The organism is Pseudarthrobacter sp. S9 (assembly GCF_050156545.1).
In the GTDB taxonomy this organism is placed as follows: Bacteria; Actinomycetota; Actinomycetes; order Actinomycetales; family Micrococcaceae; genus Arthrobacter.
Window position 1 is genome coordinate 4,368,660 of the sequence record NZ_CP189576.1, and the last position, 16,523, is coordinate 4,385,182.

Annotated in this window: 13 protein-coding genes and 1 pseudogene; 3 read left to right on the plus strand and 11 right to left on the minus strand. The window is 65.2% G+C overall.

Annotation, left to right across the window (positions count from 1 at the left end):
• Positions 1-70: 70 nt before the first annotated feature.
• The 3 genes from ACQCSY_RS21040 to coaE all read right to left on the minus strand — a co-directional run bounded on the left by ACQCSY_RS21040 (position 71) and on the right by coaE (position 4,674).
• Entirely contained in the window at positions 71-1,099 is a 1,029-nt protein-coding gene (locus ACQCSY_RS21040) for a TerC family protein (protein WP_427131870.1), read from the minus strand.
• Positions 1,100-1,262: 163 nt separating this feature from the next.
• Positions 1,263-3,344 carry an excinuclease ABC subunit UvrB gene (gene uvrB / locus ACQCSY_RS21045; RefSeq protein ID WP_427131872.1) on the minus strand — a complete coding sequence of 694 codons (2,082 nt, stop codon included), beginning with the start codon at positions 3,342-3,344 and terminating at the stop codon, positions 1,263-1,265.
• Between the two features lie 40 nt (positions 3,345-3,384).
• On the minus strand, positions 3,385-4,674 hold the full coding sequence (gene coaE / locus ACQCSY_RS21050; RefSeq protein WP_427131874.1) for a dephospho-CoA kinase: 1,290 nt from the start codon (positions 4,672-4,674) through the stop codon (positions 3,385-3,387).
• Between the two features lie 22 nt (positions 4,675-4,696).
• On the opposite strand from coaE, the gene ACQCSY_RS21055 reads away from it, so the two are divergent.
• Positions 4,697-5,398, plus strand: a complete 702-nt coding sequence (locus ACQCSY_RS21055; protein WP_427131875.1) for an IMPACT family protein — start codon at positions 4,697-4,699, stop codon at positions 5,396-5,398.
• A gap of 199 nt (positions 5,399-5,597) precedes the next feature.
• On the opposite strand, the gene ACQCSY_RS21060 is transcribed toward ACQCSY_RS21055, so the two are convergent.
• The 3 genes from ACQCSY_RS21060 to ACQCSY_RS21070 form a co-directional block, all read right to left on the minus strand.
• The gene (locus ACQCSY_RS21060; protein ID WP_427131877.1) at positions 5,598-6,053 is read right to left on the minus strand and encodes a VOC family protein; all 456 of its coding nucleotides are present in this window, start codon (positions 6,051-6,053) and stop codon (positions 5,598-5,600) included.
• A gap of 345 nt (positions 6,054-6,398) precedes the next feature.
• Positions 6,399-7,874, minus strand: a complete 1,476-nt coding sequence (gene rpsA, locus ACQCSY_RS21065) for a 30S ribosomal protein S1 (protein WP_427131879.1) — start codon at positions 7,872-7,874, stop codon at positions 6,399-6,401.
• 234 nt (positions 7,875-8,108) lie between these two features.
• Positions 8,109-9,398 carry a GNAT family N-acetyltransferase gene (locus tag ACQCSY_RS21070; RefSeq protein ID WP_427131881.1) on the minus strand — a complete coding sequence of 430 codons (1,290 nt, stop codon included), beginning with the start codon at positions 9,396-9,398 and terminating at the stop codon, positions 8,109-8,111.
• Between the two features lie 173 nt (positions 9,399-9,571).
• Here ACQCSY_RS21070 and ACQCSY_RS21075 point away from each other — a divergent pair.
• A pseudogene (locus tag ACQCSY_RS21075) lies at positions 9,572-10,414 on the plus strand (IS5 family transposase).
• Here ACQCSY_RS21075 and polA read toward each other — a convergent pair.
• The gene (gene polA, locus ACQCSY_RS21080; protein WP_427135979.1) at positions 10,411-13,050 is read right to left on the minus strand and encodes a DNA polymerase I; all 2,640 of its coding nucleotides are present in this window, start codon (positions 13,048-13,050) and stop codon (positions 10,411-10,413) included. The pseudogene ACQCSY_RS21075 and the gene polA overlap by 4 nt on opposite strands.
• Positions 13,051-13,261: 211 nt before the next feature.
• Between polA and ACQCSY_RS21085 the strand changes: the two genes are divergently transcribed.
• Positions 13,262-13,726, plus strand: coding sequence for a hotdog fold thioesterase (locus ACQCSY_RS21085; protein ID WP_427131883.1), 465 nt, complete (start codon positions 13,262-13,264; stop codon positions 13,724-13,726).
• 24 nt (positions 13,727-13,750) lie between these two features.
• Here the strand turns inward: ACQCSY_RS21085 and ACQCSY_RS21090 are convergent, their stop codons facing one another.
• The 4 genes from ACQCSY_RS21090 to ACQCSY_RS21105 form a co-directional block, all read right to left on the minus strand.
• A complete protein-coding gene (locus ACQCSY_RS21090) occupies positions 13,751-14,299 on the minus strand; it encodes a dihydrofolate reductase family protein (protein ID WP_427131885.1) in 549 nt (182 codons plus the stop codon).
• A 63-nt stretch (positions 14,300-14,362) separates the two neighbouring features.
• On the minus strand, positions 14,363-14,584 hold the full coding sequence (locus ACQCSY_RS21095) for a hypothetical protein (RefSeq protein ID WP_427131887.1): 222 nt from the start codon (positions 14,582-14,584) through the stop codon (positions 14,363-14,365).
• On the minus strand, positions 14,581-15,786 hold the full coding sequence (locus ACQCSY_RS21100; protein WP_427131888.1) for an inorganic phosphate transporter: 1,206 nt from the start codon (positions 15,784-15,786) through the stop codon (positions 14,581-14,583). Before ACQCSY_RS21100 ends, ACQCSY_RS21095 begins: the two co-directional genes overlap by 4 nt.
• 167 nt (positions 15,787-15,953) lie before the next feature.
• Positions 15,954-16,448, minus strand: coding sequence for an HAD domain-containing protein (locus tag ACQCSY_RS21105; protein WP_427131889.1), 495 nt, complete (start codon positions 16,446-16,448; stop codon positions 15,954-15,956).
• Positions 16,449-16,523 lie beyond the last annotated feature (75 nt).

The following is a 16,523-nucleotide window of genomic DNA, read 5'->3' on the forward strand; positions in this document are numbered from 1 at the left end:
GAACTGACCAGGAACTGAACAGGCCCCGGGCCGGCCTTGGCTGGCCCGGGGCCTGAGGTCCCCTCCGTGGCTACTCGGCGTCGGTCAGGCTCTTGCGGGAGTCCTCTTCCAGCCGGACGTCCAGCTTGGCTTTCGATGCCTTGGAGCTGATGAGGCTCGCGATGACGGCCACGATTATCGTGCCGATGATCACCGCGAGGGAGAGGTAGGTCGGGATCTCGGGAGCCCACTCGATGTGCCTGCCGCCATTGATGAACGGCAGCTCGTTGACGTGCATGGCGTGCAGGACCAGCTTGACGCCGATGAACGCCAGGATGACGGACAGTGCGTGCTTCAGGTAGATCAGCCGGTTCATGAGGCCGCCGAGCAGGAAGTAAAGCTGGCGCAGCCCCATCAGGGCGAAGATGTTGGCGGTGAAGACGATGAAGGCGCTCTGCGTGAGGCCGAAGATGGCCGGAATGGAGTCCACCGCGAAGAGCAGGTCCGTCATGCCGATGGTCACGAACACGATCAGCATGGGCGTGAAGACCTTCCGGCCTTCCACGACGGTGCGCAGCTTGCCGCCGTCGAACTTCTCGGACATCGGCAGGACCTTGCGGATCCGGGCGATGAGCGGGTTTTCCTTGTCTTCCTCATCCTCGCCTTCGTCCTGGACCTGCTTCCAGGCGGTCCAGAGCAGGAAGGCGCCGAAGATGTAGAAGACCCAGCTGAACTGTTCGATGACGATGGCGCCGAGCATGATGAAGATGCCGCGGAGGATCAGCGCGATGATGATGCCCACCATGAGCACTTCCTGCTGGTACTTACGCGGTACCGAGAAGCGCGCCATGATGATGATGAAGACAAACAGGTTGTCGATGCTGAGGCTGTATTCCGTCACCCAGCCGGCGATGAACTGCCCGCCGTATTCCGGGCCGGTGAAGGCGAACATGGCGGCGGCGAAAACCAGCGCCAGGGCCACATAGAAGGTGACCCACAGTCCGGCCTCCTTCATCGAGGGCTCGTGCGGTCGTTTGAGGACCAGCAACAGGTCGACGGCCAGGATGATGCCGAGGACGACAAACGAGCCGATCTCGAACCAGAGTGGAAGTGCGGGCACGGAGGCGCCTTTCGCAGGGTACAGCTAAGCGGTGTAAGTCTCTCCGACGGCCCGGCGCACGTGGTGCTGCGTGGCTGCCCGCTACGCCCGGCATGGCATCTGTGCCGTGCGTGTTGACGATCGTAGCGCTTGGGATACTCCCCTACGTCCGACCAACTTTACCCTAGGCGTGCCCGGCTGACTGCATCTGCCGCAGTTCCTTCTTCAGCTCCCCCACCTCGTCACGGAGCCGGGCGGCGAGCTCGAACTGCAGCTCCCCGGCCGCGGCGTGCATCTGCTCCGTCAGCTGTTCGATCAGCCCGACGAGATCCTCCGCCGGAGCGGCGGCCAGCCCGTCCGCCCGGATGGTGGACGCGCCCTTGCCCTTTCCGCGGTTCTTGCCGGCGGCGGCCAGGAGCTCGCGGGTGTCCGCGTCCTCCTTGGCCAGCTGGTCGGTGATGTCGGCGATCCTCTTGCGCAGCGGCTGGGGGTCGATGCCGTTTTCGGTGTTGTACGCGACCTGGATTTCGCGGCGGCGGTTGGTCTCGTCGATCGCCTTGGCCATCGAATCGGTGATGCGGTCCGCATACATGTGGACCTGGCCGGAGACGTTACGCGCGGCGCGGCCGATGGTCTGGATCAGGGAGGTCGCCGAGCGCAGGAAGCCCTCCTTGTCCGCGTCCAGGATGCTCACGAGCGACACCTCGGGCAGGTCGAGTCCTTCACGAAGCAGGTTGATGCCCACCAGGACGTCGAAGACGCCCATCCGGAGTTCGCGGAGCAGCTCCACCCGACGCAGGGTGTCCACGTCCGAGTGCAGATACTCCACCTTGACGCCGTGCCCCAGCAGGTAGTCCGTGAGGTCCTCGGCCATCCGCTTGGTCAGCGTGGTGACCAGCACGCGCTCGTTCTTCTCGGTCCGGAGGCGGATCTCGCCCAGCAGGTCATCGATCTGGCCCTTGGTGGGCTTGACGATGACCTCGGGATCGATCAGGCCGGTGGGCCGGATGATCTGCTGGACGAAACCGTCGGACTTGCCGAGCTCGTACTTCCCCGGGGTGGCGGACAGGTACACCGTCTGGCCCACGCGTTCGAGGAATTCGTCCCATTTCAGCGGCCGGTTGTCCATGGCGGAAGGAAGCCGGAATCCGTGGTCCACGAGGGTGCGCTTGCGGGACATGTCGCCTTCGTACATGGCGCCGATCTGTGGAACCGTGACGTGGGATTCATCGATCACCAGCAGGAAGTCGTCCGGGAAGTAGTCGATGAGGCAGTGCGGCGCCGTCCCGCCGTCGCGGCCGTCGATGTGCCGGGAGTAGTTTTCGATGCCGTTGCAGAAGCCCATCTGCTGCATCATTTCCAGGTCGTACGTGGTCCGCATCCGGAGCCGCTGTGCCTCCACGAGTTTGTTCTGGCTTTCCAGCACCTCGAGCCGCCCGGCAAGTTCGTCTTCGATCCGTGTGATGGCCCGGCCCATGCGTTCCGGACCGGCCACGTAGTGCGAGGCCGGGAAGACGTACATCTCGTTCTCATCCCGGATCACTTCGCCGGTGAGCGGGTGCAGGGTGTAGATGTTCTCGATCTCGTCCCCGAAGAACTCGATCTTAATCGCAAGTTCCTCGTACATCGGAATGATTTCCACGGTGTCCCCGCGGACCCGGAACGTGCCGCGGTGGAAGTCCATGTCATTGCGGGTGTACTGCATGGCCACGAACTTGCGGAGCAGGTCGTCGCGGTTCATTTCCGCACCCTTGCGGAGCGTCACCATGCCGGCGATGTATTCTTCCGGCGTGCCGAGGCCGTAGATGCAGGAGACCGTGGCCACGACGATCACGTCGCGGCGGGTCAGCAGCGCATTCGTGGCGGAGTGCCGGAGCCGTTCCACTTCCTCGTTGACGGAGGAGTCCTTCTCGATGAAGGTGTCCGTCTGCGGCACGTAGGCCTCGGGCTGGTAGTAGTCGTAGTAGGACACGAAGTACTCCACCGCGTTGTTCGGGAGCAGTTCGCGGAATTCGTTGGCGAGCTGTGCGGCGAGGGTCTTGTTCTGCACCATCACCAGGGTGGGCCGCTGGACCTGCTCGATCAGCCACGCCGTCGTCGCGCTTTTACCGGTACCGGTGGCGCCAAGCAACACCACGTCCTTCTCGCCGTTGGTGATGCGCTCGGTGAGTTCCGCGATCGCGGCCGGCTGGTCACCGGCCGGCTGGAAGTCGCTGATGACCTCGAACGGAGCCACGATGCGGTTGATTTCCTGGGCAAGACTCATGTATCTAATCTACCGCCGCCCGCCGACAGGAACTCCTGATTCAGCTTTGGGCCGTACCCGGTGCGGCAGCGGACGCGGCGCCTGGCGCGGTACCGGCGGCGCCATTTGCACCGCTGCCAGGCGGGTACGAAGGCGGCTGCCAGCCGGTGCGCAGCACCCAGGCTTCCATCCGGGGCGCGGCGTATCCGGTGAACCAGCCCTCCTTGTCCGCCGCGTAGCCCGCAGTGGATTTGTCCACGTCGTGCAGCCCGGCAACCCTGCCCTTCTCCGCCACGTAGTCCGCCCGGGCTTCGGCGTCGGAACGGAGCCAGTCCCGGAAGCACAGCGCGTACCGCCAGCCGGGCGACCCGGCGGCGCGGATGTGCAGGTTCACCGGCCGGCCGGGATCGGCATTGGCATGCAGCCGCTTGCCCCAGTCGGCGGGGTTCGGGTGCGAGGGCTTGGGGTTGTCGGAAATGATGCCGGGCCAGCGGGGATATCCGGCCGCGGCCAGCAGCGGCGAAATCCGGTCTGCGGCAGCCAGGTCGCGGACACTCAGCTGGAGGTCGATCACGTCCTTGGCATCGAGCCCGGGGACGGCAGTGGATCCGATGTGGTCCACGGCCAGGACGTCCTGCGGCACTGCGGCCTGCAGGCGGGCGATCAGCCGGCGCGCCTGGCCTTCCCAGTCCGGATCCGCGGCGGCGAGGACCGGCCCGCCCGCCCGGGGGGCGATCTTGTGCCCGGCCAGGTTCAGCGCAAACGGGACAAGCCGGTGTTCCCAGAGCCGGTCAACGGCGGCCCTGAGCTCCGCCTTGGTGCCCGCGTTGTCGAGCACGACGTCGGCGGCGGCCAGCCGGTCCTCCCGGCTTGCCTGCGCGGCCATCCGGGCGCGGGCCTGTTCGATTCTCATGTTTCGGTGTTCCACCATGCGCTGCACTCGGACCGCGTCCGGGGCGTCCACCACGAGGACCAGATGGAAGTTCTTCCCCTGCCCGGTTTCCACCAGTAAGGGGATGTCCTGGACGACGACGGCGCCGCCGTGGGCGGCGTCGACCAGCGCGGCGGCGCGCTCCCGGACCAAGGGATGGATGATGCCGTTCAGCACGGCGAGCCGTTCCGGGTGGCCGAAGACGACCGCCCCCAGCCGGGCGCGGTCCAGGCCCCCGTCGGGCGTCAGGACATCCGTGCTGAACGCGTCGGCCACTCGGGCCAGACCGGGCGTGCCAGGCTCCACGACCTCGCGGGCCAGCGCGTCGGCGTCCACCAGTACTGCGCCGAGCTCGCGCAGGCGCGCGGCAACCACTGACTTCCCTGAGGCGATCCCGCCCGTCAACCCGATCTTCAGCACCTCACCAGACTAAACTGAACCGGTGGCTGATGACGCGGTTTCCCCGGAGAGCAGGGCCACCGTCTACACTACGCTCGCCGCTGGGCCGGAGTTCCGCCGCGAAATCGAGGTGAGGCGGTCCCGGTTCATCACCGTCCTTTGCCGCACCGGAGACGAGGAAAGCGCCCGGCGCGTGCTGGCCGGGCTGCGCAAGGAATTCCACGACGCGCGGCACCACTGTTCCGCCTTCGTGCTCGGCCCCGACCGCGAGGTGCAGCGCTCCAACGACGACGGCGAACCGTCCGGGACCGCCGGAATCCCGATGCTTGAGGCGCTGCTGAAGCGTGAACCTACTCCCGGCGTCGCGGACCTCAGCGACGTCACCGCCGTCGTCGTCCGCTATTTCGGCGGCATCCTGCTCGGTGCCGGCGGGCTGGTCCGGGCCTATTCCGAGTCCGTCTCGGGCGCCCTGGACCTCGCGCCGCTGGTGCAGCGGCGCCGTTTGCGGATCTGCTCGGTCAGGGTGCCGCATGCCGCGGCCGGCCGGCTGGAAAATGACCTCCGGTCGGCGGGGTATGTCATGGCCGAGACCGGGTATGAGGCGCAGACTACGGTTCTGAGGCTTGCCCTGCCGGACGAACCGGCCGGGCTGGCCATGGCCGCCGACCGCCTGGCGGCCATGTCGGCCGGAAGCGCCTCGCTGCTGTCCGGAGAAACGGAGTGGATCGATGTCGCCATCAGCTGAACCGGCCGCGGCCGCCGTCGTCGTGCTGCCGTCCGCCGTGCTGCCGTCCGCCGGGACATGCCCCGCTTTGGCCGTGACCGCTGGACATATTCCCTGAGTGTCCAATGCCCGGGCCCAAGACTGGACATGTCCCCTCAGATCCGCGCTCGGGGCTGGACATGTCCCCCTGCGCTACGGGTGGTTATGCCTGGTTGGCACGCTACTGGGAGATTTCCTGGCCGATTGACTGGGCGATCTCCCAGATGTGTCCGCCGGGGTCGCGGAAGCTGGCGGTGCGGATGCCCCACGGCCGGTCGATCGGGCCGTTGAGCATTTCGACTCCCCGGATGGCAAGCTCGGCGCACATGGCATCGATGTCGTCCACGCCGATGGTGAACTGCATCCGGGCCCCGGCCTCGGGCGTTGCCACAGTCGCAGGGTGGATAAGCTCCGGCGCCGCGGTGGTCTTCAGCAGGTTGATCATGGTGTTCTCGAACTTGAACACGGCCGAGGCATCGTCCTCAAACGCCACCGGCAGGCCGAACACATCCCGGTAGAAGCGCTTGGTGGCCGCTAGGTCCTCGACGAATAAGGTGATGGCTCCGATGCCCCTCGGCCACGGGCCGAGGCCCGATCGTGCCGCCGGGGCTTCATCTGCCCCTGATGCTTCAGCCATAGATGTTCCCCTCGTCGCGGCGCGCACATTTCAACCTGCACAGTGTGGACTCGGAGCGGCGGGTGCGTCAAGTAAACCGTGGCTGCCCCTCTTCCCTCGGAGCTCGGGACATGCCCCACCCTCGGGCTCATGACTGGACATAGTGCCCAGATGTCCAGTGGCCGGGCCCGGGGCTGGGCATGTCCCCCTGAGCAATTACACGAGGTCCCGCGGAGCTCGGGACATACCCAGGGGCGCCTACGCTGGGACAATTAAAGCAAAAGGCGGCCGCCCCTTGGGGACGGCCACCTTCAGCGAACTAAACGCCAGATCTCACGGAGCGGACTCCGGGAGAGAACAGGCGAATTAGTTGCCGGTCAGCTTCTCGCGCAGTGCGGCAAGAGCCTCGTCCGATGCAAGCGTGCCTGCACCGGCTTCGGCTGCAGCCGGCTCGGAGGAGTAGCTGGTGGTGCCGGAATCGCTCTCACCGGACGTTGCAGCTGCAGCGTCGTCGGCAGCGTGCTGGGCAACCTGCTTCTTGTGTGCTTCCCAGCGGGTCTGGGCGTCAGCGTACTGCTGCTCCCAAGCGGCGCGCTGCGTCTCGTAGCCTTCAAGCCACTCGTTGGACTCCGGGTCGAAGCCCTCGGGGTACTTGTAGTTGCCCTCTTCGTCGTACTCGGCGGCCATGCCGTAGAGTGCCGGATCGAATTCGGTGCTGTCGGCGTCGACGCCCTCGTTGGCCTGCTTGAGGGAGAGGGAGATGCGGCGGCGCTCGAGGTCGATGTCGATGACCTTGACGAACAGCTCGTCACCAACGGAGACAACCTGCTCGGCCAGCTCAACGTGGCGGACGGCGAGCTCGGAGATGTGGACCAGGCCTTCGATGCCGTCTTCAACGCGGACGAACGCGCCGAACGGAACCAGCTTGGTGACCTTACCCGGAACAACCTGGCCGAGGGCGTGGGTGCGGGCGAAGGTCTGCCACGGATCTTCCTGCGTAGCCTTGAGCGACAGCGAAACACGCTCGCGGTCCAGGTCCACCTCGAGAACCTCGACGGTGACTTCCTGGCCAACTTCGACAACCTCGGACGGGTGGTCGATGTGCTTCCAGGACAGCTCGGAAACGTGGACCAGGCCGTCTACGCCGCCCAGGTCCACGAAGGCACCGAAGTTGACGATGGAGGAAACGACGCCGGGACGGACCTGGCCCTTTTCCAGCTTGTTGAGGAACGTAGAGCGGACCTCGGACTGGGTCTGCTCGAGCCATGCACGGCGGGACAGCACAACGTTGTTGCGGTTCTTGTCCAGCTCGATGATCTTGGCTTCGATCTGCTGACCGATGTACGGAGCAAGGTCGCGCACACGGCGCATCTCGACGAGGGATGCGGGCAGGAAGCCGCGCAGACCGATGTCGAGGATAAGACCACCCTTGACAACCTCGATGACGGTACCGGTAACGACACCGTCTTCTTCCTTGACCTTCTCGATGTCGCCCCAGGCACGCTCGTACTGAGCACGCTTCTTGGAGAGGATCAGGCGGCCTTCTTTGTCTTCCTTGGTGAGCACCAGGGCTTCGACCAGATCGCCAACGGAGACGACGTCTCCGGGATCAACGTCGTGCTTGATAGAAAGCTCACGGGAGGGGATGACACCTTCGGTCTTGTAACCGATGTCGAGCAGAACTTCGTCGCGGTCGACCTTGACGACGGTACCTTCGACGAGATCTCCGTCGTTGAAGTACTTGATGGTGGCGTCGACTGCTGCGAGGAAGTCCTCAGCGGTACCGATGTCGTTAATCGCGACTACGGGGGTACCGGGCTTCTCGGTGGAGGTGATGGTCATGTAGTAGGGGCTCCGTTGTGGATAGTTAGTCGGTCAGGCAAACCGCTTCGCCCGCATTGTGGAATGCAGGCAAAGAACACGGCAGCTCGACAAGCGATCAGCCGGGTCATCCTGATTTTGTGGATTGTAGATACGCGCACGTAGTACACGCCCGTTTAGTCTAGTCGTTTCCGTCAACGCCGGTCAAAGCGCACGGGACCGGACCGTAGGGCTGGACGGCTCCCCCTGAGGCCCCTAGAAGTGCGTCAGGCAGTGAGGTGCGCGTTCGACGGCGAACATCAGGCGCGCTGTCCGCGCCGCCCCGGGTGCGTGTTCGGAGATTCTTCCCGCGGCCGCCAGCGTCACGGGGCACACGGCGCCGAGGTAGATGGAGCCGAGATCCGCGACGTCGAGGGACAGGTGAGGCTCCGCCCCCGCGGGAGCGTCCGTGATGGTGGCTTCGCCGCCGCTGACGTCCAGGGTGACTGTGCCGGCGGCGAAACCGAGGCTGTCGCGGACGGCAAGAACGAGGCTCCCATCGGCGGAGTAGCGCCTGGCACCGAGCGCTGTGGCAGTGTCCAGGATCCGGAGCCAGAGCATGTCGCGGTGGTCCGAGGAGTCGATGCAGCGGGGATCCTCCAGGGCCCACGCCAGCGGGTCATCCACCGGCGCTTCCTCCCAGCTGACCCGATGGATCAGGTCCATGCTGCCGAGGAACTGCCACAGCTCCAGGTAGGCGGCGTCGCTCGCTGCCACCAGGTCGATGATTTCCACGGTGGCCGGCTTCGTGTTCCAACCCGCGAACTTGTAGGAGACGTAGCCGTCCACGTCGCCGGACGCGTCGTAGTGCAGAGCGCACTTGATGGCCTCGTCCTCGCTGCCGTCCCGGCCGCAGGTGCCGGAGACATGCTGCCGGTAGGCTTCCTGCCGCACTATCGAACCGGGCGTCCGGCGGTGGACCCGCTCGAAGACCTCGGGACCCAGCTCCAGGAGAACCTTCCGGTCGGCAATCTCCACCGTGCCGGTGGCCTCGTGCCGCAACCGGAACCGCGGGCCGGTGTTCACCTTGATGCTGCGCTCAAAGGTGGCGACGCCGTACCCGAACCGGCCGTAAATGGATCCTTCCGTGGCGGTCAGTGCTGCCATCGCCAGGCCGTCGGCCTTCACCGCGGCCAGGTCCTCGGTCATCATCCGGCGCAGCAGTCCCTGCCGGCGGTGGGTGCCGCGCACGGTCACGGCGGTGACCAGCTGGGTCTGGAGCTGGCGGCCGTAGCCGATGTTGAGCTCCTTGCGCAGGGTTCCGAACGTGGCCACCGGAATGTCCGCCGCCAGGGAGTGGGGTGCGACGTCCCCGGCCTGGTACACCCCTGTCATTTCACGGTTGTCCACGCGGTGCATGGCCATCATCTTGTCCACGAACTCGTCGTTCCGGCGGGTGTCGTGGAATCCGAAGCCCACCGCGCGGATCCAGGCGGTGCCCTGCGCATAGTCAGGCGCATCCTTCTCAACCGCGCGGAATCGCCTGATCTCGTACTTGCCTGCCACGTGCTTCTCCCCCTGAGAATCCTGTAACGCCTAAAACCAATCCTGTAACGCCTGAAACCGAAACCGCTAGGGCGTGTCTCCTAATGCTGGGGGTGGCTTTTTGGCAAAATTGAGTGGTGAGTTCGCGTTATGCCTTGTTGTCCGATGCCCAGTGGGAGTTCATTGCCCCGTTGATGCCTGATTCGTCGGGGAAACCGGGGCGGCCGTTCAATGACCACCGGTTGATGACAGAGGGCATCATCTACCGCTACCGGGCAGGTATCCCGTGGCGGGATCTCCTTCCCATTTCGGGTCGTGGAAGACCGTGTGGAAGCACCACCGCCGCAACAGCGCCAGCGGGACCTGGGACAGGGTGCTGGCTGCGCTGTTGACCCGTGCCGACGCACAAGGGCTGATCAACTGGGAGGTGTCGGTGGACTCCACGGTCAACCGTGCCCACCAGCACGGCACGAACCTTCCCCGCCACACAGGGGGACCTCTCGAATTACAGGAATCTGCTTGATGAGCCGGATGATCATGCCGTCGGACGCTCCCGCGGCGGCCTGACCACGAAGATCCATGCCCTGGTTGACGGCAACATGCGCCCCTTGGTCCTGCTCCTGGGGCCCGGGCAGGGCGGGGACTCGCCCATGTTTGAAAACCTCATGGATGCCCTGAAGGTCGAACGGGAAGGTCCCGGCCGGCCCCGCAGCCGCCCGGACCGGGCCATGGCTGACAAAGCCTACTCATCCAAAGCGATCAGGAGCTACCTGCGCGGGCGTGGCATTGAATGCGTCATCCCCGAAAAGGACGACCAGAAAGCCAACCGGAAACGCAGGGGCTCCTCCGGAGGACGGCCCGTCACCTACGACAAGGACGCGTACAAGCGGCGCAATGTCGTCGAACGCAGTTTCAACACCCTCAAGCAATGGCGCTCCCTGGCCACTCGCTACGACAAATTGGCCCTCACCTACCGCTCAGCGGCCGTTCTGCACGCCGTCGTCATCTGGAGCACACGATTAGGAGACACGCCCTAGTGCCCCGCCTCGTACCAGCTGGAGCCGATGCCGATCTGGACATCCAGCGGAACGGTCAGCTTGGCCGCCGCGCCCATCTGCTCCGTCACGAGCTCTTCCACGGCCTCCCGCTCGCCGTGGGCCACTTCGAGGACGAGTTCGTCATGGACCTGCAGCAGCATCCGCGATTTCAGCCCCTGCTCGGCCAGCGCACCGGAGACGCCCAGCATGGCCCGCTTGATGATGTCAGCGGCCGATCCCTGGATCGGGGAGTTCAGCGCAATGCGCTCCGCGTTCTCGCGCAGCTGGCGGTCTGTGCTGGTGAGGTCCGGGAGGTAACGGCGGCGGCCCTCGATGGTGGCGGTGTAACCGTCGATTCTGGCCTGGTCCACCACGCCGCGGAGGTAGTCGCGGACGGCGCCGAACCGGTCGAAGTAGTCCTTCATGAGGGTCCGTGCCTCGTCGACGGAAATCTCGAGCTGCTTGGAGAGTCCGAACGAGGTCAGTCCGTACGCGAGGCCGTAGGACATGGCCTTGACCTTGGAACGCATCGCACTGGTCACCTGGTCGGTGGGCACATGGAAGATGTTGGAGCCCACGAACCGGTGGAGGTCTTCGCCGTCCTTGTAGGCCTGGATCAGGCCGGCGTCGCCCGAGAGGTGGGCCATGATGCGCATCTCGATCTGCGAGTAGTCCGCGGACAGCAGGCAGTCATAGCCTTCGCTGACCACAAAGATGCCGCGGACGCGCCGGCCTTCCTCGCTGCGGATGGGGATGTTCTGCAGGTTGGGGTTGTTGGAGGAGATCCGGCCCGTGGCTGCGACGTTCTGCGCATAAGTGGTGTGGATCCGGCCGTCGTCGGTGACGGACTTCTTGAGCGACTCCAACATCTGACGCAGCTTCGACGACTCGCGGTGCGCCATCAGCTGGACCAGGAATTCATGCCCCGTCTTTTCCAGCAGGTTCTTGAGCGACGCGGCGTCGGTGGTGTAGCCGGACTTGATCTTCTTGGTCTTCGGCAACTGGAGTTCCTCGAAGAGGACGGTCTGCAGCTGCTTGGGTGATCCGAGGTTGACCTCGTGGCCAATCGCGGCGAAGGCAAGCTCCTGGGTGTTGTCGATCACCTTGGCGAGATCCGCCAGCTGCTCGTCCATGCGTGGCATGTCGATGGCGATTCCCGCGAGTTCCATGTCGGCAAGAACCCGGCTGACAGGTAGCTCAAGGGTGGTCAGCAGGTCCTGGGCTTTGCGTTCCTTCAGTTCCGTTTCGAAGTAACGGCTCAGGGCCCGGACGACGGCGGCCACCTGGACCAGCGCGCCGGCAGCGGCGGCATCATCGCCGTCGAACGCCAGCTCAAGCTGGCCTGCCTTGGCGGCCTCGGTCGAGACGCTGATGTTGAGGTGGTGCTGCGCCAGTTCGGCGAGTTCATAGCTGCGGCGGTCAGGCTGAATGAGGTAGCCGGATATTGAGGTGTCGTCCAACACGCCTTCCAGGCCCAGGCCACGGTTGGAGAGGGCTTTGAGGGCCGCCTTGTAGCCATGCATGACTTTGGGCGCGTCGGCGTCCCTGAGCCAGCCGGCCAGGACGTTCTCGGCAGCGGCGTCCTGGCTGGCGAGGTCGATGTAGGCGGCCCCGTCGTCATGGACGATGGCCAGGGCGGCGGCATCCTCACCGATCCGGCCCGGCACGAGATCGACGGCGACGGCTGAACGCTTGCCGGCCCCGGACTCGAGGAAGGCGGTCAGCTCGGAAGCGCCGGAGGGGGTCACGAAGTCCGGGGTTTCGAGGCTTTCCCGCTCCGTTTCAGGTACCTCACTGCCGTAGAGGGCAAAGAGCCGGGTGCGGATGGTTTTGAATTCGAGTGTGTCGAACAACTCCTCGATGGCGTCCTGGTCCGGCCGCGGTTCCGCAAGTTCGTTCAGCGTCACCGGGAGTTCCAGGTCGGTGTGGAGCCGGTTCAGTTTCCGGTTGCGCTTGACCGCATCGACGTTGGCCCGGAGCGCATCCCCCACCTTGCCGCCGATCGTGTCGAGGTTCTCCAGAACCCCCTCCAGCCCGCCGTAGAGGTTGATCCACTTGGCTGCCGTCTTGGGACCCACGCCGGGAACGCCGGGAAGGTTGTCCGCGGACTCCCCTACCAGTGCGGCGAGGTCCGAATACTGGGCGGGGCTGACAAAGTACTTTTCCTGGATGGCCAAGGCATCCAGCCGGGGAATGTCGCTGACGCCTTTCTTGGGGTACAGCACGAACACGTTGTCCGTGATGAGCTGGAAGGCATCACGGTCACCCGAAACCAGGAGTACCTCGAAACCGGCCTTGTCTCCCATGGTGGCGAGGGTGGCCAGGATATCGTCAGCTTCATAGCCGGGCATCTTGATGGTCTTGATGCCCCACGCGCCCATGACCTTGTCGATGAGGTCGATCTGGCCGCTCATCTCCCGGGGAGTTTCGTTGCGGCCACCCTTGTAGTCGCTGTATTCGGCCTTGCGGTGAGTGGTGTCGTCCGAGACATCGAAGGCTACGGCAACGTGGGTGGGCTTCTGTTCCTTGATGAGGTTGATCAGCATCGACGTGAAGCCGTGCACGGCGTTGGTGTGCTGCCCCGTGGCGGTGGAGAACTTGTCCGCCGGCAGGGCGAAGAAAGCCCGGAATGCCATGGAGTGGCCGTCGAGGACCATCAGCCGGGGCTGGTCCGTGATGGGAATCACGGGGGCCTCAGCGGCGGAAACCGGCTCCGCGGCCCGGCTGGATTTCCGGGCGGGCTTGGCCGCAGTCACTGATTCGGACTCAGTTGCCGGGAGGATGTCTGCTGCAGATGGGGCAAGGGCCGGTTTGGTAGTTTCACTCACAGGTGCCAGCCTAGTTGCCATGATGGACAATTTCACGCCCGCCCCCTACGCGGCCGAACTGGCAGCTGCCGGAGTTCCCGAAGAACTGCACGATTGGCTCGGCCGGTACGGCATCGGGGCCCTCGTGGTGAAGATGGGGATCCGGTTCCTGGAGATGAGTCCGGAGCGCACGGTCGCCACCATGCCGGTGGAGGGCAACACCCAGGTGGCGGGCATCCTGCACGGCGGAGCACACGTGGTCCTGGCCGAAACGCTGGGCTCCTTCGCCGCGGGCATGCATGCCGGCCCGAAGCGGCAGGCCCTCGGGATCGAGGTCGGGGCGACCCATCACCGGGCGATCTCCGAAGGGACCGTCACCGGCACCTGCACGGCCATCCACCTGGGCCGGACCCTCACCACGCACGAGATCGTCATGACGGACGAGCAGGGCCGCCGGCTCTCCACCGCCCGGATCACGAACCTCGTCCGCGATATCGCGGAGTAAGCCGCCGGGCGCTATGACTTGCCCCTACGACTTGCCGCTGAAACGGTAGTGCAACTCCACGATTCCACGGCCCATGGTCTGGGATGAGATCAACTCCAGCGGCGGCGTCGGACCTGCCAGGGGAAGTACCGGCTTGCCGTTTCCCAGCGCCACCGGAATGATCGAGATGATCAGCTCGTCCAGCAGCCCTGCGTCCGCGAACTGCGCCGCGAGCACTCCCCCGCCGACAATCCAGACGTTCCGGCCGCCGGCCTTTTCCTTGAGGTCCTCGACGAATTCTCCCACGGGTCCGCGGACGAACGTGATGTCCGTGCCCTTCGGCGCGGACAGCTCGTGGTGCGTGAAGACCCAGCAGGGCGTCGCGGGGTAGGGCCAGTTGCCGGGTTCGTGTTGCATCAGCCAGGCGTAAGTTTCGCCACCCATAACGATGCAGCCGACGTCGGCCATGAAGGCGTCGTAGCTTTCCTTACCGCCGGCAAAGCCGTCGAACTGCAGCAGCCAGTCCAGCTTGTCATCGCCGGTGGCGATGAATCCGTCCAGGGAGGAGGCCACAAAGTACTGGAGAGTCGGCATGGCCCCAGCCTAGCCACTTCGGCCCGGGGTTCCCAGCAGTTCTCAGAGTCCGCCGCGGCCGGCTTACTTGCTGAAATAGGGAATGATCAGGTACAGCCCGAAGAGGATGGCCAGGCCGCACATGCCGAAGCACGCATAGGCGAGCGGACGGACCCAGGCCGGATTGCTTTGCCGGACGTCTCCCGCGATGGCGGTGAGGCGGACACCCAGGGAGTACAGGACCACGACCGTCAGCGCGGACACGAGGGTCGCGCCCGCTACAGTGACAAGTTCCATCCATTTCATCGCTGGGCATCCTTATTCTTGCTCGGCTTGGCGGCGGGCTTCTTTTTGCGGAACTGCACGGCCTGGCCTGCTTCCTCGACCTCGACGGCGTTGTGGTGGCCCACGTGGGACTTCCGCGAATGGATGAACATGTACGTGACGGCGGCGGTGCCGGCGATGGCCGCGACGACGACGCCAATCACACCGGTCTTGACGAGCACTGCGGTAAGCGCGCCCACGATACCGGCGGCCGGGAGGGTGAAGAGCCACCCGACGGCGATCCGCCCGGCGGTGCCCCAGCGGACCGAGGTGCCGCGGCGTCCCATTCCGGAACCGATGACCGAGCCGGAGGCCACCTGCGTAGTGGACAGGGCGAAACCCAGGTGCGAGGAAGCCAGGATGGCGGAGGCCGTGCTGGTCTCGGCGGCAAAGCCCTGGGCGGGCTTCACATCGGTGAGTCCGGCGCCCATGGTACGGATGATCCGCCAGCCGCCCGCGTAGGTGCCGACCGCGATGGCGAGGGCGCAGGCGGTGATGACCCACCACTGCGGTCCGGAGCCTGCAGGCTGGGTGCCGGCGGCGATCAGGACCAGGGTGATGATGCCCATGGTCTTCTGCGCGTCGTTGGTGCCGTGGGCGAGGGCGACGAGGCTCGAGGTGAAGATCTGGCCGGTCCGGAAGCCGCCGCGCTTCTGCGTGAGCTTGTCTCCGGTCTCCGGGTCGTGCCGGGACGTCAGGGCATAGGCCAGCCGGGTGCACAGGTAGGCCACGCCGCCGGCGATGATCGGGGCGAAGACCGCGGGAAGGATGACCTTCTGAAGGAGCGACTCGAAGTTCACGGACTGGATGCCGATGCCTGCGATCGCGGCGCCGATCAGTCCGCCGAAGAGCGCGTGCGAGGAACTCGACGGCAACCCCTTCAACCAGGTGATCATGTTCCAGAGGATGGCGCCCATCAGACCCGCGAAGATGATGTCCGGGGTGATCTGAACACCGTTGGATCCTTCGTGGATGATCCCGCCTGAGACGGTCTTGGCCACTTCCGTGGAGAGGAACGCTCCCACCAGGTTCAGCACCGCCGCCAGGGCGACTGCCGTTTTCGGTTTGATGGCGCCGGTTGCGATGGGCGTGGCCATTGCGTTAGCGGTGTCATGAAATCCGTTGGTGAAGTCGAAGAAAAGCGCCAGCGATATGACTAGCGCCACCATTACGGTGATTTCCACCTGTTGCCCAATCTGCAGAGTCGACGGTCAGCTGTTTAACGTCCCCCGTTGCCGCTTTGCAAGTGTCCATCCGATGTCCGACCGGGACGACTTGCGGGGTGAGGCAGAGCAGCTTGAAACCTTATCGATGGTACGTGGGAAAGTCGGCACGGCAAAACACCCGCAGGTCAGAGGAATGCCCGCACGGACTCAAACTCGGCAATGGGCAATCCGCGCCTCGCGTGGGGTGAGATCAACAGGAGCCGCGCGCCGAAGGACGACGCCCAGGAACGCGCCGCGCTCTCAAACTCGAGCTGATCATCGATCCACACCGCGCGGTCCGGTGCGAAGTTTTCAAGGTCTTGTTGGATTGCCTGGAGTTTCCACCAGCTTTCACCGCCGCCCGGGCCGTCACAGACTAGGACAGGCCATTCCTGCCCCGCCAGCCCGATGGCCGGACAGAGGTACTTCGGCGCCATGCCCTCCCAACTGGTCAGCCACACGCACCGGAGACCGGGTCTCCGGGCCAATTGGTTCAGGGATTCCACGAGCTCGCAGGCGTACGTGACGTCGAGGAAGCCGGCGTCGGAGGACCGCCAGGCCGAGACCCAGTCGGTGGTGCCCGTGGCCCCGAACGGGCAGATCACCCCGTCCACATCCAGATAAAGAGAGATATTCCTCACTGCTGTGTCCTCCCTCGCTCCTGGCCAATGACCAGCGGCCATGGACCAGGCGCCGTCGAAGCTGGGAGCTGCACC